The 15393-nt window shown below is 68.2% G+C and carries 15 protein-coding genes; 5 read left to right on the forward strand and 10 right to left on the reverse strand.

Features of this window, described 5'->3' with window-relative positions; all coding sequences use genetic code 11:
- Positions 1-24: 24 nt before the first annotated feature.
- Both groL and BOX17_RS00570 read left to right on the forward strand, forming a co-directional pair.
- Positions 25-1668, forward strand: a complete 1644-nt coding sequence (gene groL / locus BOX17_RS00565) for a chaperonin GroEL (RefSeq protein WP_071941561.1) — start codon at positions 25-27, stop codon at positions 1666-1668.
- Between the two features lie 127 nt (positions 1669-1795).
- Positions 1796-2530: an RNA methyltransferase gene (locus BOX17_RS00570; protein WP_071941562.1), complete on the forward strand. Its 735-nt coding sequence runs from the start codon at positions 1796-1798 to the stop codon at positions 2528-2530.
- A 60-nt stretch (positions 2531-2590) separates the two neighbouring features.
- Here the strand turns inward: BOX17_RS00570 and BOX17_RS00575 are convergent, their stop codons facing one another.
- The 10 genes from BOX17_RS00575 to BOX17_RS00620 form a co-directional block, all read right to left on the reverse strand.
- Positions 2591-3940 (reverse strand): Na+/H+ antiporter family protein, encoded by a 1350-nt coding sequence (locus tag BOX17_RS00575; RefSeq protein ID WP_071941563.1) that lies wholly within the window; start codon positions 3938-3940, stop codon positions 2591-2593.
- 285 nt (positions 3941-4225) lie between these two features.
- Complete coding sequence (locus tag BOX17_RS00580; protein ID WP_244272174.1) at positions 4226-5245, reverse strand: Lnb N-terminal periplasmic domain-containing protein; 1020 nt, start codon at positions 5243-5245, stop codon at positions 4226-4228.
- A gap of 85 nt (positions 5246-5330) precedes the next feature.
- Complete coding sequence (locus BOX17_RS00585) at positions 5331-6299, reverse strand: branched-chain amino acid transaminase (protein WP_071941565.1); 969 nt, start codon at positions 6297-6299, stop codon at positions 5331-5333.
- 46 nt (positions 6300-6345) lie between these two features.
- A complete protein-coding gene (locus BOX17_RS00590; RefSeq protein ID WP_071941566.1) occupies positions 6346-7455 on the reverse strand; it encodes a class II histone deacetylase in 1110 nt (369 codons plus the stop codon).
- 89 nt (positions 7456-7544) lie between these two features.
- Positions 7545-8486, reverse strand: a complete 942-nt coding sequence (lhpI, locus tag BOX17_RS00595; protein WP_071941567.1) for a bifunctional Delta(1)-pyrroline-2-carboxylate/Delta(1)-piperideine-2-carboxylate reductase — start codon at positions 8484-8486, stop codon at positions 7545-7547.
- A 1-nt stretch (position 8487) separates the two neighbouring features.
- A complete protein-coding gene (locus tag BOX17_RS00600) occupies positions 8488-8841 on the reverse strand; it encodes a RidA family protein (protein WP_071941568.1) in 354 nt (117 codons plus the stop codon).
- A gap of 26 nt (positions 8842-8867) precedes the next feature.
- Positions 8868-9902, reverse strand: coding sequence for a histone deacetylase family protein (locus tag BOX17_RS00605; RefSeq protein ID WP_071941569.1), 1035 nt, complete (start codon positions 9900-9902; stop codon positions 8868-8870).
- A 12-nt stretch (positions 9903-9914) separates the two neighbouring features.
- Positions 9915-10058 (reverse strand): hypothetical protein, encoded by a 144-nt coding sequence (locus tag BOX17_RS16900; protein ID WP_164508615.1) that lies wholly within the window; start codon positions 10056-10058, stop codon positions 9915-9917.
- Positions 10059-10223: 165 nt separating this feature from the next.
- Positions 10224-11003 carry an AraC family transcriptional regulator gene (locus BOX17_RS00615; RefSeq protein ID WP_071941571.1) on the reverse strand — a complete coding sequence of 260 codons (780 nt, stop codon included), beginning with the start codon at positions 11001-11003 and terminating at the stop codon, positions 10224-10226.
- 85 nt (positions 11004-11088) lie between these two features.
- Positions 11089-11775, reverse strand: coding sequence for a GntR family transcriptional regulator (locus tag BOX17_RS00620; protein ID WP_071941572.1), 687 nt, complete (start codon positions 11773-11775; stop codon positions 11089-11091).
- Positions 11776-11937: 162 nt separating this feature from the next.
- Between BOX17_RS00620 and BOX17_RS00625 the strand changes: the two genes are divergently transcribed.
- The 3 genes from BOX17_RS00625 to BOX17_RS00635 all read left to right on the forward strand — a co-directional run bounded on the left by BOX17_RS00625 (position 11938) and on the right by BOX17_RS00635 (position 15374).
- Positions 11938-13491: an ABC transporter substrate-binding protein gene (locus tag BOX17_RS00625; RefSeq protein ID WP_071941573.1), complete on the forward strand. Its 1554-nt coding sequence runs from the start codon at positions 11938-11940 to the stop codon at positions 13489-13491.
- A 72-nt stretch (positions 13492-13563) separates the two neighbouring features.
- Positions 13564-14541: an ABC transporter permease gene (locus BOX17_RS00630; RefSeq protein WP_071941574.1), complete on the forward strand. Its 978-nt coding sequence runs from the start codon at positions 13564-13566 to the stop codon at positions 14539-14541.
- A complete protein-coding gene (locus BOX17_RS00635) occupies positions 14538-15374 on the forward strand; it encodes an ABC transporter permease (RefSeq protein WP_071941575.1) in 837 nt (278 codons plus the stop codon). Before BOX17_RS00630 ends, BOX17_RS00635 begins: the two co-directional genes overlap by 4 nt.
- Positions 15375-15393 lie beyond the last annotated feature (19 nt).

Below are 15393 nucleotides of genomic sequence, written 5' to 3' on the forward strand. Positions count from 1 at the left end.
AGAACTCACAGGAAGAAAACGAAAATGGCAGCGAAACAAGTCAAGTTCTCCGATGAAGCCCGCAACCGCATGGCCCGTGGCGTCGACGTCCTGGCCAATGCCGTCAAGGCCACCCTGGGGCCGAAGGGCCGCAACGTGGTGCTCGAGAAGTCCTTCGGCGCGCCGACCGTGACCAAGGACGGCGTCTCCGTGGCCAAGGAGATCGAGCTCAAGGACCGCTTCGAGAACATGGGCGCGCAGATGGTCAAGGAAGTCGCGTCCAAGACCTCCGACGTCGCCGGTGACGGCACCACCACCGCCACCGTGCTGGCCCAGTCCATCGTGACCGAGGGCCTGAAGGGCGTCATCGCCGGCATGAACCCGATGGACCTCAAGCGCGGCATCGACCAGGCCGTGATCGCCGCCGTCAAGGAGATCGAGACCCTGTCCGTGCCCTGCACCGACTCCAAGGCGATCGCCCAGGTCGGCACCATCTCCGCCAACGGCGACGCGCGCATCGGCGCGATCATCGCCGAGGCCATGGAGAAGGTCGGCAAGGAAGGCGTCATCACCGTCGATGAAGGCCGTGGCTTCGAGGACGAGCTGGACGTCGTGGAAGGCATGCAGTTCGATCGCGGCTACCTGTCGCCCTACTTCGTCACCAACCAGGACACCATGGCGGTCGAGCTGGAAGACCCCTACCTCCTGCTGGTCGACAAGAAGATCTCCAACATCCGCGAGCTGCTGCCGACGCTGGAAGCCGTCGCCAAGGCCGGCAAGCCGCTGGTGATCATCGCCGAAGACATCGAGGGCGAGGCGCTGGCCACCCTGGTGGTCAACACCATGCGCGGCATCGTCAAGGTCGCCGCCGCCAAGGCACCGGGCTTCGGTGATCGTCGCAAGGCCATGCTGCAGGATATCGCCATCCTGACCGGTGGCACCGTGATCTCCGAGGAAGTGGGCCTGAGCCTCGAGCAGGCGACCCTGGACCACCTGGGCACCGCCAAGCGCGTGACCATGTCCAAGGAGAACACCACCATCATCGATGGCGCCGGCAACGACGGTGACATCGAGGCGCGCGTCGGCCAGATCCGCGCCCAGATCGAGGAGACTTCCTCCGACTACGATCGCGAGAAGCTCCAGGAGCGTGTCGCCAAGCTGGCCGGCGGCGTCGCCGTCATCCGCGTCGGTGCGGCCACCGAGGTGGAGATGAAGGAGAAGAAGGCCCGCGTCGAGGACGCCCTTCACTCCACCCGTGCCGCCGTCGAGGAAGGCGTGGTGCCCGGTGGCGGTACCGCCCTGGTCCGCGTGCTGACCAAGATCGCCGGCCTCAAGGGTGACAACGAGGACCAGACCCACGGCATCGCCATCGCCGTGCGCGCCATGGAAGCCCCGCTGCGCCAGATCGTCAGCAACGCCGGCCAGGAGGCCTCCGTCATCCTGAACCGCGTCAAGGACGGCGAAGGCAACTTCGGCTACAACGCCCAGACCGGCGAGTTCGGCGACCTGTTCGAGATGGGCGTTCTGGACCCGGCCAAGGTCACGCGTTCTGCCCTGCAGTCAGCTGGCTCCGTCGCCGGCCTCATGATCACCACCGAGTGCATGATCGCCGACGATCCGGACGAGAAGGAAGCCGCGCCGGACATGGGCGGCATGGGCGGCATGGGTGGCATGGGCGGCATGATGTAAGCCAGCCCCCTGCCCCAGGCCTCGCCTGAGACGAACCCCGCCGGGAGACCGGCGGGGTTTTTTGTTGCCTGCGGCACGGTAAGATGCTCGCCTTGACACTCATCACGACCAGGCCTGCCCGCGCCCCATGCTATCGAACATCCGCATCGTCCTCGTCCAGACCTACCATCCCGGCAATATCGGCGCCTCGGCCCGCGCCATGAAGACCATGGGCCTCACCGACCTGGTGCTGGTCAATCCGCGCCGCTTCCCGGACCCCGAGGCCTCGCGCCTGGCCGCCGGGGCCGAGGACCTCGTCGACGATGCCCGGGTGGTCGGCTCCCTGCAGGAGGCCGTGGCCGACTGCGTGCAGGTGGTGGGGGCCAGTGCCCGGTTGCGCAGCCTGCCGCTGCCGCATTTCGACGAGCCGGCGGACATGGCGCGGGAACTGGTGGAACAGGGCGCAGATGACCCCGTGGCGCTGGTCTTCGGCCGGGAGCGCTTCGGCCTCACCAATGACGAGATCCGCTGCTGCAGTCACCAGGTCAGCATCCCGGCCAACCCCGACTACGGCATCCTCAACCTGGCCCAGGCCGTCCAGGTACTGGCCCATGAGCTCTTCACCGCCTGGCGCCGTCGCCCCGACAGCGGCTACCGCCCTGCCCTGCCCGCGACCGAGCGCCAGCCCACCCGCGAGCAGCTGGACCACTTCCACGACCACCTGAGCCGGGTGATGCAGCACAGCGGCTTCATCACCCAGCCCCACGCCCGCACCGAGGCACACCTCCAGGCGCTGTTCGCCCGGGCGCGGCCCTCGCGCCGCGAGCTCTCGCTGCTGCGCGGCCTGCTGGGCTCGCTGGAGCGCCATCTTCCGGACGAGTGACGGCCGGACACGACGACGGCGGCTCGAGGGCCGCCATCGTCGTTCGGGCGGGGGGCGCGATCAGAGGGTCATGGCCGCCAGCCAGCCGAAGGCGATGAGCGGGATGTTGTAGTGCAGGAAGGTGGGCACCACGCTGTCCCAGATATGGTCGTGCTGGCGGTCGACGTTGAGTCCCGAGGTCGGCCCCAGGGTGGAGTCCGAGGCGGGCGAGCCGGCATCGCCCAGGGCGGCGGCGGTCCCCACCAGTGCCACGGTGGCCAGCGGCGAGAAGCCGAACTGAACCGCCAGGGGCACGAAGATCGCGGCGATGATCGGGATGGTCGAGAAGGAGGACCCGATGCCCAGGGTGATGAACAGCCCCACCAGCAGCATCAGCAGCGCGGCCAGGCCGCGGTTGTCGCCGATGAGCTCGGCGCTGGCGGCCACCAGGGTCTCGACCTCGCCCGTGGCGGTCATCACCGAGGCGAAGCCCGAGGCCGAGATCATGATGAAGCCGATCAGCGCCATCATGCGCATGCCGCTGGTGAAGAGGTCATCGGCCTCCCGCCACTTGAAGATCCCGCCAAGCGACAGCAGCGCGAAGCCGACCAGGCCGCCCAGCACCATGGAGCCGGTATAGAGCTGGATGCCCAACGCCGCGACGATGGCCAGGACCGACATCGCCACGCCCAGGGCATGCGGCGCCTGAACCTCGGGGTGGTGGTGCGGCACGTTGGTGGTGGCGACCTCCGCCGCCTCGTAGTCGCGGGGCTTGCGGTAGCTTGCGAACAGCGCGACGACCAGGCCCAGGGCCATGCCGGCCACCGGCACCCCCATGGCCAGGGGCACCATGCCGCGAGTGATCTCGAGGCCCAGCGGCTCGCCGGCCTGGTTGATGTTGGCCAGCAGGATGTCGTTGAGGAAGATCGCCCCGAAGCCCACCGGCAGCAGCATGTAGGGAGCGGTCAGGCCGAAGGTCAGGGCACAGGCCACCGCTCGGCGGTCCAGGCGCAGCTGGTTCATCACCTTGAGCAGCGGCGGGATGAGGATCGGGATGAAGGCGATGTGGACCGGGATCAGGTTCTGGGAGGAGATCGCCACCAGCAGCACCGAGCCGAGCAGCAGGTACTTCACCGTGGCCTGGCGGCGTGCCGAGGCTTCCTGCCCCAGCAGCGCGATCAGGCGGCGTGCCAGCAGGTCGGGCAGCCCCGAGCGCGAGATGGCGACCGCGAAGGCGCCCAGGGTCGCATAGGCCAGGGCGACCTTGGCCCCGCCACCGACCCCGTCGTTGAAGGCCGCCAGCGTGTCCGTGACCGAAAGCCCCCCGACCAGGCCGCCGGCCAGTGCCCCGACCACCAGGGCGAAGACCACCGAGACCCGTGCCAGCGACAGCCCCACCATCACCAGCACCGCAATAATCACCGCATTCATGACATTTTTCCGAAAAAGGAGTTGGATTCAGACGAAACGGCGCAGGATTCTACCAGAAGGCAGGGGCTGCTGCCGGAACTCCTTCACCGGAAATGTCACCACCTCGTCATCGAATCCTCATGACGCTGTCACGGGGAACGGCGATAACGGAAAGGCCAGGCAAGGGAGACTGCCGCGCACGGTGACAGGGAGGTCAGGGGGCAGGAGGCCCCACGAGGGAGAGCAGCATCGGGACGATGCCCAGGGAGGAGGCATACCGCCACGACGCGCGCGTCGTGGCGTTTTTCATGAGGGTCGGTCCAGGGATTGCCACCCCGGCACGCCCCGGCGGATCCGACGCGAGAAATCGGGGGCGTCATGGGCCTGCCTGGCGCGCTCGGTGATGTCGCCGAGGCGGCGCAGCTCGGAGAGGCGATAGCCCTCGACGAGGCCCCCATGGTCATGGACGTACCCCGGCAGCAGGCCGCTGAGCAGCAGGCGATGGTCCAGCGGCAGCCCCTCGATGATCCGCCGCATCATGGCGAACACCAGGGTGGCGCAGTTGGCGGTGATGGTGTGATAGAAGCGCGGCTCGCGCGCCAGGTCGTTGGCCGAGTCCACCAGGGCCAGCAGCAGGTCACGACGGGCGTCAGGCGGTAGCGTGACGTGGTAGAGGGTCACGCGCTCGCCCCGCACGTTGCTGCGCAGGCGCACGGCGTCGCGCTCGTCGGCCGCGATGATCGCCAGTTCGTACTGCTTGAAGAAGCCCCCGATCTCCGAGAAACGCTCATGGCGCTCGCGGCGCACCTCCACCGAGAAGGCGACGAACTCATCGACGTTGCCGTCGCGGCCGGCAAAGCCGAAGGAGATCAGCACGTGGGCGATGCCGGGCCGCCCCCAGTTCGAGACGAACAGGTCCAGCGTGCTCAGCCGCTCGAGGTCATAGACGCGCCGCTCCCAGCCTCCCGTGGCGATGCCGGGGGCCTGCCAGTCGAAATGGCGCACATGGTCCAGGGTCAGCCGCTCCCCCTCGACCCGGCCGGTGGCGAGGTGGGCCACATCCTCGGCCCAGTCCAGGTCCGCCGCGGGAGTCAGACGTCGCCACCAGGCCTGCAGCACGGCCATCTGGACGCCCATGCCAAGGAGGGACCCGAGCCGCGCTCCCTCCCAGGCCTGCCACAGCCAAATCGCTCCCGACAGACCCCATAGCGCCACCCCGCCCCACCGCCAGGGCTGCGGGAGCTGCAGGCGATGTCCCAGGGCCAGCGCGCCCCAGGCCGTGGCGATCAGCACCGCCAGGAACAGGAGGCCATCCAGCAGTGCCATGATCATCATCATCCTTGCGAGCGGGATGGCACGAGGCTACCACGGCCGGTCCCGCGGAGGGGATCAACGCGGCCCGTCGGGAGGCTCAGGCGGGGGTCAGCCAGCCGGCGAAGCCCTGGAGGTCATCGCCGAGATCGCCCCGGGTGACCCGGTGATAGAGCCGCTGCAGCCGGGCGGTCACCGAGTCGTCCGGGATGGGAAGGTCCGGGGCCGGCGCCCCGGCCCGGGCGCCGATGTGTCGCCCGTCGAGCTCACGCAGCGGGAGGATCTCGGCGGCGGTGCCGGTGACGAAGGCCTCGTCGGCGATGTAGAGCTCGTCGCGGGTGATGCGCCGCTCGCGCACCTCGATCCCCAGCACCTCCCGGGCCAGGCGAATCACGCTGTCCCGGGTGATGCCCTGCAGGCAGGAGGTCACCTCGGGGGTGTGGAGCACGCCGTCCCGCAGCAGGAAGACGTTGGCCGCCGAGGCCTCGGCGACATGGCCCTCCGGGTCGAGCATGATCGTCTCGTCGAACCCCGCCTTGATGGCGGTGTTCAGCGCCAGCATCGAGTTGACGTAGTGGCCGTTGGTCTTGGCCCGGCACAGGCTGATGTTGACGTGGTGGCGTGCCCAGGAGGAGGTCAGGGCCCGCAGGCCGATGGCCGCGGCCTCGGGCGAGATGTAGTCGCCCAGGTCCCAGGCGGCGATCATCACGTGGCTGGTCAGCCCCTTCGCCCTGAGCCCCAGGCCCTCGGCGCCGAAGTAGACCGTCGGCTTGAGGTAGGCGTTGACCAGGCCGTTCTTCGCGAGACACTGGCGCTGGGCCTCGACAAGTTCGGCCTCGCCGAAGGGCAGCGGCATGTCCAGCGCGTGGGCGCTGTCGGCCAGGCGGCGAGTGTGCTCCGCCACCCGGAACAGATGCGTGCCATGGGGCCCGTCATAGGCGCGCACGCCCTCGAAGCATCCCATGCCGTAGTGCAGGGTATGCGTCAGCAGGTGGGTGCGGGCATCGCGCCACGGCAACCACTCTCCGTCCTGCCAGAGCCAGCCGTCGCGATCGTAGAGCGGTGTCATGGTCGGGCGTTCCTGTCGTGAAAGGGATCGGTCATCGAAAACGGTGTCACAGCCGTCCGGCCGCGGCCCAGGCCGCCTGCCAGCCGTCGATCAGCTCGCGCTGGTGGGGTTGCAGCGCCTGGTAGGGCCAGGCGGCGATCTCGTCGTTCTGGGGGTCGGGCACACGGACGGCACTGCCGGCTAGCTCCCCGATGACGGCATGGCCGCACAGCGGCACATAGCCCTCCGAGTACCCCCCCTCGTGGACCATCACCAGCCGACCCCGGCAGACCCGATCGGCCAGGGCCCGGAGCTGGCGGGTCATACGCGCGAAGGCCGCGCTGTTGAGCAGCATCTTGCCCAGCGGGTCCTTGGCGCAGGCGTCATAGCCGCAGGCCACCACGATCAGCTCGGGCCGGAAGGCCTCGAGGGCCGGCAGCACCAGCTCGGACATGGCGTGGTCATAGGCGCCGAGGCCACAGCCCGGCGGCAGCGGCAGGTTGAGGCAGGCGCCCTGCCCCTCCCCGTCGCCCTGCTCGTCGAAGCCTCCCGTCTCCAGCGGGAAGTTGCCCGCCTGGTGGATCGAGATCGTGAACACCTCGGGGTCGGCGTAGAAGGCGGCCTGCTGGCCGTTGCCGTGATGCACGTCCCAGTCGAGGATCGCCACCCGACCCACCTGCCCCAGGGCGCGGGCGCGCATCACGGCGACCGGGATGTTGCCCAGCAGGCAGAAGCCCCGCCCCTGGTCGGCCTCGGCATGGTGGCCGGGCGGCCGACAGAGGGCATAGGCGCGCTCGAGGTCACCGGTGGCCACGGCCTCCACCGCCGCGATGGCCAGGCCCGCCGACTGGCTCGCGGCGGCCAGGCTGCCCGGCGTGTAGGGGGCGCAGTCGCCGGCATCGCCGCCCAGGGCCCGATCCCCGGCCTCGAGGGCATCGAGGTAGCGCGGGGTGTGGAAGCGCTCGAGATCCTCGCGCCGCGCCATGGCCGGCTTGCGCACGTCGAGCTCATCGATCAGGCCGGAGACCTCCAGCAGGTTCTTCAGGCGTCGCTTGCTCTCGGGACTTTCCGAGGCCGGCTGGGGCTGCAGGAACTCCCCGGGGGCCGAGAAGACCCCGATGGCCCCCGGGTCGTGCCAGAAGCAGCGCTCGTGCCAGAAGAATCCTGTGGCCGGCATTCCGGCGGCAGGCGACCCTGTGGCCGGCATTCCGGCAGCAGGCGACCCTGCGGCAGGCGATCCCGCGGTCGGTGTCGGGGAGCCGACACTCATGAACCGCCCTCCAGCCGCTCCCATACCTCGATGGCCGCGGCCAGGTCCTCCAGCGACGCGCCCACCGACTTGAACAGGGTGATGGCGTCACGGGAGGAGCGTCCCGGCCGCTCGCCGCGCAGCAGTTCCACGAGCTCGCCCTGGATGTCGTCGAAGGCGAAGCGCCCCTCGTCGATGGCCTGCAGGATGTCCCCCGCCTCGCCCCTGGCGCCGGCATAGGTGTCCACGAACACCTCGCCGCGGGCCAGGCACTCGGCGTCGGTCTCGCGCATGCTCGGCCGGAAGGCGCCGATCAGGTCCAGGTGCGCCCCCGGCGAGAGCCAGTCGCCCCGGATCAGCGGCTCGGTGGAGAGGGTCACGCAGCTGATCAGGTCGGCCTCGCGGGTCGCCGCCTCGAGGTCGGTGACGGCTTGCGTGTCGAAGCGGTCGGCATACTCGGCGGCCAGCCGTTCGGCCTTGTCGGGATGACGCCCCCAGATCCGCACCTTCTCGATGGGACGAACCGCGGCGTGGGCCTCGATCACCATCGGGGCCAGCTTGCCGGTGCCCACCACCAGCAGGGTCGAGGCGTCGTCGCGGGCCAGTTCCCGGGCGGCCAGCGCCGAGGCGGCGGCGGTGCGCCGACGGGTCAGCTCGCTGCCGTCGAGGCAGGCCAGGGGGCGGCCATGGGCGCCCTCACTGAGCAGGTAGACACCGGAAATGGCCGGCAGGCCGTGCTCGGCATTCTGCGGAAAGACGTTGACCATCTTCATGCCGATGTAGCCGTCCGGTTCCCAGGCGGGCATCAGCAGCATGGTGGCCTCGCCATCGGGACGATGCATGGCATGGTGGTGACGCGGCGGCGACTCCACGCCCTCGCGGAAGGTCATCGCCAGCCGCTCGACCAGCGCCGGCCAGGCCAGCGAGGTCGCCACCTCCTCGGCGGTGATCATGCGCATCTCAGCCCTCCAGTGCGGCGGTGACCATGATCTCGACCTTCCATTCCGGCTTGGCGAGCTTGGCCTCGACGGCGGCCCGCACCGGCGGGCGGCCCGGCACCACCCAGCTGTCCCAGGCGGCATTCATCTGGTCGAACTCGGCCATGCTGGTCACCCAGATCTGGGCGGCGATCAGCTGCTCCTTGGAGGTGCCGGCCTTGGCCAGCAGGTCGTCGATGCGCTCCAGCACCTGCTCGGTCTGGCCGCGCATGTCGGCACTCGGATCCGACGGCACCTGGCCGGCCAGGTAGACGGTCCCGTTGTGCACGGTGATCTGGCTCATGCGGGCATTGGTGTCGTGATGGGTGATGGTCATGGCGTGGTCTCTCGTCTTGATGGCAGTCAGGCTGCGGTGAAGCCGCCCAGGAAGGCGGCCAGGTTGTCGCCCAGGTGCTCGGTGGGGTATCCCCCCTCCTGCACCAGCACGGTGGGCAGGCCGAGGGCGGCGAGACGCTGCCCCACGGCGGTGAAATCGGCGGTCTCGAGGGAGAGACCGGCCAGCGGGTCGTCCTTGTGGGCATCGAGGCCCAGCGCCACCACCAGCGCCTGGGGGCGGAACTCGGCCAGCCGTTCGATCAATCGATCCAGGGTGGCGAGGAAGGCCGCCCCGTCGCTTCCCAGGGGCAGCGGCAGGTTGACGTTGGTCCCTGCCCCCTTGCCCTCGCCCGTCTCGTCGGCGCCCCCCCAGAAGAAGGGATAGAAGTCCGACGGGTCGGCATGCAGCGAGCCGGTCCAGACATCGCCGCGGCGATAGAAGATGTCCTGGGTGCCGTTGCCGTGGTGCAGGTCCACGTCGAGGATCGCCACGCGATCGTACTGCTCGCGCAGCACCTCGGCGGCCAGGGCCGAATTGTTGAGGAAACAGAATCCCCCGGCCCGCTCGGGGCCGGCATGGTGGCCCGGCGGACGGCACATGGCATAGGCCGAGGGCTCACCGGTCAGCACCGCATCGGCGGCGGCCTCGGCGCTGGCGGCGCTGGCCAGGATGCCGGCGAAGCTGTCGGCGGTCATCGGGCAGGCCATGTCGTGCATATGCCAGCCCACCAGCCCCACCGGGTGACGGGGGTAGTGGTGCCCGCCGCCGCAGGGGTGGACGTTGGGCGCCACGATGTCGGCGGCATCGGGCATCGCCCGCCAGCGGGCATGGATGGTCTCGAGGAACTCGAGATAGCGCGGCGCATGGATGGCGGCCAGGCGCTGCCGCAGCCGGGGGCTGTCGACCTCGGTGGGCGCCGTCATCGACAGCCCGATGGCCGAGAGCCCCTGCGTCAGCAGCTCGGCCCGCAGCGGACCCTCCGGCGAGTCCACCGGCCGGCCGCGCAGCAGGAAGGTCGGCGGCGCGTGGCGCTCCTGATCGGGATGGTAGAAGAGCTTCATCGATGGCATTCCTCAGTCCAGGAGCGACGGGGTCCAGGTGGAGAGAGACGGAAAGGCCGCGAGCATCACCACCACGGCAATGAAGGCGCAGTAGAACGGCAGCGAGGCGACGATCGCCCGTTCATGGGGCACCTGGGCGATCCACGTAAAGGTCATCGGGGACGTCCCGGGGTCATGGTTGTCATTGTCGGGCCCTTCGCTCGGCGCCGGGGCCACCGAGGAGACGGTCACCCGGCCAGGGCACTGATATTCAGACTAGGCCGCGGCAGGCAGGGGCGCTTGCCCTGGACTGCGGTGATCTTGCCCGGGACTCGGGAATGCTCAGCCGGCTCGGCGCACTTCAGAGGGGGATGCCGCGAAGCGACGACGGTAGGCGCGGGAGAAGCTGCCCTGGTCGCGGAAGCCCACCAGGGAGGCGATATGGCCGAGACTCAGGCCGCTGTGGATCACCAGGGTGTGGGCATGGTCCAGGCGACGCCGCTGGACGTAGGTGAGCGGGGTCATGCCGGTCAGTTCCCGGAAGCAGGCATGGAAATGCCCGGCACTCATGGCGCAGAGCGCGGCCAGCTGCTCGACCCGGACCTCGTCCGCGAGGTGGCGGTCGATCCAGGCATCCAGCCGCGCCAGGTCGAGCCGCTCGCTGAACCCCGGGGAGGCGAGCCCCTCGACGTCCGCCGACAGGGGCCCGGATTCGAGATGCAGGTAGAGGGCACGCAGCAGCAGCGCGGCAATCTCGCTGTGCAGGGCCGGGCAGGCCTCCAGCTGCTGCATCAGGCTCTCGGCCAGGCGGTTGAGTCGAGTCGGCACGCCGAAGAAGCGGGGGCGGTCGAAGAGGCGCTCGATCTCGTCGCCATCCCTCAGCGCCGGCAGGCTGTCGGCGGGGATGTCGAGCACGAAGGTACGGTTGTGGCCGTCGCCCCGGTAATCGTGATGACGGCCGCAGGGAATCAGGCAGCCGCGGCTGCCGGTGATGCGGCCTCCCTGCCCCTCGATGGACAGCTCCGTGGCGCCTCTCGTGGCCAGGATCAGCTGGTGGTGCCCGTGGGCATGGGCCACGTGTTCCTGCCCCAGGGTGGCGGTGCGTAGATCGAGAAAGGACATCGGGATCAGCGCCTCACAGTCGCCATCGACGGATTCAACATGCCGGGACAGACCACCGAAAGCAATCCATGGACGCCGCCGGCCCTCATGACCGCGCCTCCTCGATGCCCTGGACCACGTAATCCCGTGCCACCCCGATATGGTAATCGATGGCCTCGCGGCAGCGCTGTCCATCGCCGCTGGCCAGCGCATCTAGCAGCTGGTGATGGCTCTCGGCGATGGAGTCCGGCGCCTCATGGGTCTTGGTGATCAGGGTGATGCATAGCCTCAGCTCATGAGCCAGGTCATCGAAGGTCCTGAGCAGTCGCGGGTTTCCGGCCGAGGCGACCAGCAGACGATGAAAGGCCAGGTCCTCCTCGATACGCCGGGTCTCGTCGCCGCTGCTCGCCGCCGCACACAGCACCTTCACCTGGTCTCGCAATGCGGCCAGGGTCTCGGGCAAGCAGGCTCCGGCGAGCCGCTCCATGGCATGGCGTTCCAGGCAGAGTCGCAGGTCGAAGATATCCACCAGCTCGCCGGCATCCAGGGCCCGCACGAAGAAGCCTCGCCGCGGCTGGGAGACCAGCAGGCCACGGCTCTCCAGCAGCCGGGCCGCCTCGCGCACCGGCGCCCGACTCACCCCCAGGTCGCGGGCCAGCTGCACTTCCGACAGCCGCTCACCCGGCGAGAAGCGCTGGCTGATAATGGCCTGGGTCAGGTAGTCCGCCACCTGCTCCACCAGATTTCTCTGCTGGATGATCGCGGGCTGAGCGATGGCTCGGGACGTCGGCATATGGCTCGGACTCGTATCGGGATAGTGATTTTTCCAGTATGGCGAAAGGCCAACATTTGTCGACCGTCGATTGCCGACTGTCGACAGCTCGCAGATCGCCTGCTAGGTTCTTTCGAGTGACTGCCCATCGCCAACAACAACCGCCACAACGGGGACAGCATCATGAAGACACCACTGGCCATCGCCATCACCGCCGCGGCCCTGACCGCCACCTATGCCCTTGCCGAGGAGCCTAAGGAAGGCGGCGTCATCGACACCATCATCCAGCCAGAGCCCCCGGGCCTCGTACTGGGCATGATCCAGAATGCCCCTACCCGCACGGTGGCCGGCAACATCTACGAGGGCCTGCTGCGCTACAGCACCGACCTGGAACCGATGCCGCAGCTCGCCGAGTCCTGGGAGGTCAGCGACGACGGCCGCACCTGGACCTTCCACCTCCGTGAGAATGTCAGCTGGCATGACGGCGAGCCCTTCACCGCCGAAGACGTGGTGTTTTCCGCCGATGTCTTTCACCGTGAACTCAATCCCAGCGCTCGGGCGGTACTGCAGCATGTGGAGTCCATCGAGGCCCTCGACGACTACACCGTGGCCTTCACCCTCAAGGAGCCCTTCGGCCCGTTCCTGATCTCGTTCGAGGCCGGGACCTTCACCATGGTGCCCAAGCACATCTATGAAGGCACCGAGTTCCGCGACAACGAGGCCAACAACCACCCGATCGGCACGGGTCCCTTCAAGTTCGAGAACTGGGACCGCGGCACCGTCATCCAACTCGTGAAGAACGAGGACTACTACGAGGAGGACCTGCCCTACCTGGATGGCATCAACTGGCACATCATTCCCGACGGCGCCTCCCGGGCCGTGGCCTACGAGAACGGGACCGTCGACGTCCTGCCCTACGGCACCGTGGAGAACTTCGACATCCCCCGCCTCACCGAGATGGACAACACCTGCGTGACCGAGCACGGGAATGAGTACTTCAGCCCCTTCGCCATGCTGTGGATGAACAACCGTGAGGGTCCCACCGCCGACAAGCGCTTCCGCCAGGCGGTGATGTATGCCATGGACCGGGAGTTCGCCCGCAATGTTCTGTGGAACGGCCTCGGCAAGGTGCCGCTGGGCGCCTTCGGCTCCAATGCCAAGTTCCAGAACGATGACCTCGCTCCCTTCGACCACGACCCGGAACGCGCCCGCGAACTGCTGGACGAGATGGGCTATGACGGCGAGGAAGTGCGCCTGCTGCCCCTGCCCTACGGTGAGACCTGGACACGCTGGGCCGAGGCCGTGCAGCAGAACCTCAAGGAGGTCGGCATCAACGTGCGCACCGAAGCCACCGATGTCGGCGGCTGGAACCAGCGTCTCGGCGACTGGGACTACGACCTCGCCTTCACCTACCTCTACCAGTACGGCGACCCGGCACTCGGCATCTCACGTACCTACCTCTCCAACAACATCCAGAAGGGCTCGCCCTGGAACAACGTCGAGGGCTACGAGAACCCGAAGGTCGATGAACTGTTCAACCAGGCCGCCACGGCTCACCCGGATGAGAAGCGCGAGGCGCTCTACCACGACGTGCAGGAGATCCTCCAGGAGGATGTTCCGGTGGGGTGGTTGCTCGAGCTCGGCTTCCCGACGATCTACCGGTGCGACGTCAAGAACCTGGTGACCTCGGGGGTCGGCGTCAACGACGGCTTCAAGGACGCCTGGCTCGACAGGTAAGCCTCAGGGGGCGGCCGGCACGGTCGCCCCTGCACCGTTCCATCGCGTCTGATGTCCCCAGGGGGTAATGGCATGCTCTATGCCAGACTGATCGCATCACGGCTGTTCAAGGCCGTGGTGGTGCTGTTCTTGATCATCATCTTCAACTTCTTCCTCATCCAGATGGCACCGGGTGATCCGGCCGCCATCCTGGCCGGCGAGGCCGGGGCCACCGATGCCGAGTTCCTGCGCCAGCTGACTGAGCGCTTCGGCCTCGACCAGCCCCTTCACGTTCAGCTGTGGCGGTATGTCTCCGGCGTGGCGACGCTGGATTTCGGCTTTTCCTACCGCCAGCAGGTGCCGGTACTCGACCTGATCCTCGAGCGCCTGCCTGCCACGCTTCTGCTCACCGGCACCGCCTTCGTGCTCTCTCTGGTCCTGGGCATCGTCGCCGGATCACTCGCCGCCGCCCGGGTCAAGAAGCCCTCGGGCTCGGTGATCATGGCACTGGCCCTCGTGTTCTATGCCACGCCACTCTTCTGGGTCGCGCTGATGGCGGTGGTGCTCTTCTCGGTTTACCTGGAGTGGTTGCCCGCCTACGGCATGTATACCGTCGGCGCCGGGCACGTCGGCCTTGCCATGGCACTGGATGTGGGCAAGCACCTGATCCTGCCCGCCACCACACTGGCCCTGTTCTTCATGGCCATCTACACCCGCATGACCCGTGCCTCCATGCTCGAGGCCGCCCAGCAGGACTTCGTCAAGACCGCGCGGGCCAAGGGGCTCTCTCCCCGAGTGATCCAGCGTCGCCATGTACTGCGCAATGCGTTGCTGCCCATCATCACCCTGGCGGGCCTGCAAGCGGGTCAGATGGTCGGGGGAGCGATCCTCACCGAGACGGTCTTCGCCTGGCCGGGTATCGGACGACTGATGTACGAGGCCCTTCAGCAGCGTGACTACAACCTGCTGCTCGGCATCTTCTTCTTTTCGGCGGCCCTGGTGATCGTGTTCAACATCGTGACCGATCTCGTCTATCGGCTGGCCGACCCGCGCATCAAGGAGGGGTCATGAACTTCTTCGCCCGCTTCGCCCAGAACCGGGGTGCCCTGGTCGGCCTGGTCATCCTGACACTGATCGTGCTGATGGCGATCCTCGCGCCGCTGCTGTTCCCGGAATCGCCCTGGCGCATGGTGCAGCGCCCCTTCCTGCCCCCCCTCGAAGCCGACGGCTTCTGGCTGGGCACCGACACCATGGGCCGCAACGTCGCCTCGGGGCTGATGCATGGTGCCTGGGTCTCGCTGCTGATCGGCCTGGTCTCGACCTCGGTGGCGCTGCTCATCGGGGTGCCGCTGGGCGCCGTGGCCGGCTATTACGGCGGCCTGGTCGACGACGCCCTGATGCGCTTCACCGAGTTCTTCCAGACGATCCCCAACTTCGCGCTGGCCATCGTGCTGGTGGCGATCATGCAGCCCAGCGTGACCTCCATCGTGCTGGCCATCGCCCTCGTCAGCTGGCCGCCGGTGGCGCGTCTGGTGCGGGCCGAGTTCATGTCGCTGCGACACCGCGAGTACGTCGAGGCGGCACGACTGGTCGGCCAGGGCAACCTGACCATCATCCTGCGCCAGATCCTGCCCAACACCCTTTCGCCGATCATCGTGCTGGCCTCGCTGATGGTGGCTACCGCCATCCTGCTGGAGTCCGCCCTCTCCTTTCTGGGCCTGGGGGATCCCAACGTCATGTCCTGGGGCTACATGATCGGTGCCGCGCGGACGGTGATCCGCCAGGCCTGGTGGCTGAGCTTCTTCCCCGGCGTCGCCATCCTGCTCACGGTGCTGGCCCTCAACCTGGTGGGTGAAGGCCTCGACGATGCCCTGAACCCCAAGCTCGCGCGCGAGCGTCAGTAGGACCATGCATCCCCGGAGA

Source organism: Halomonas aestuarii, assembly GCF_001886615.1.
GTDB classification, from domain to species: Bacteria; Pseudomonadota; Gammaproteobacteria; order Pseudomonadales; family Halomonadaceae; genus Halomonas; species Halomonas aestuarii.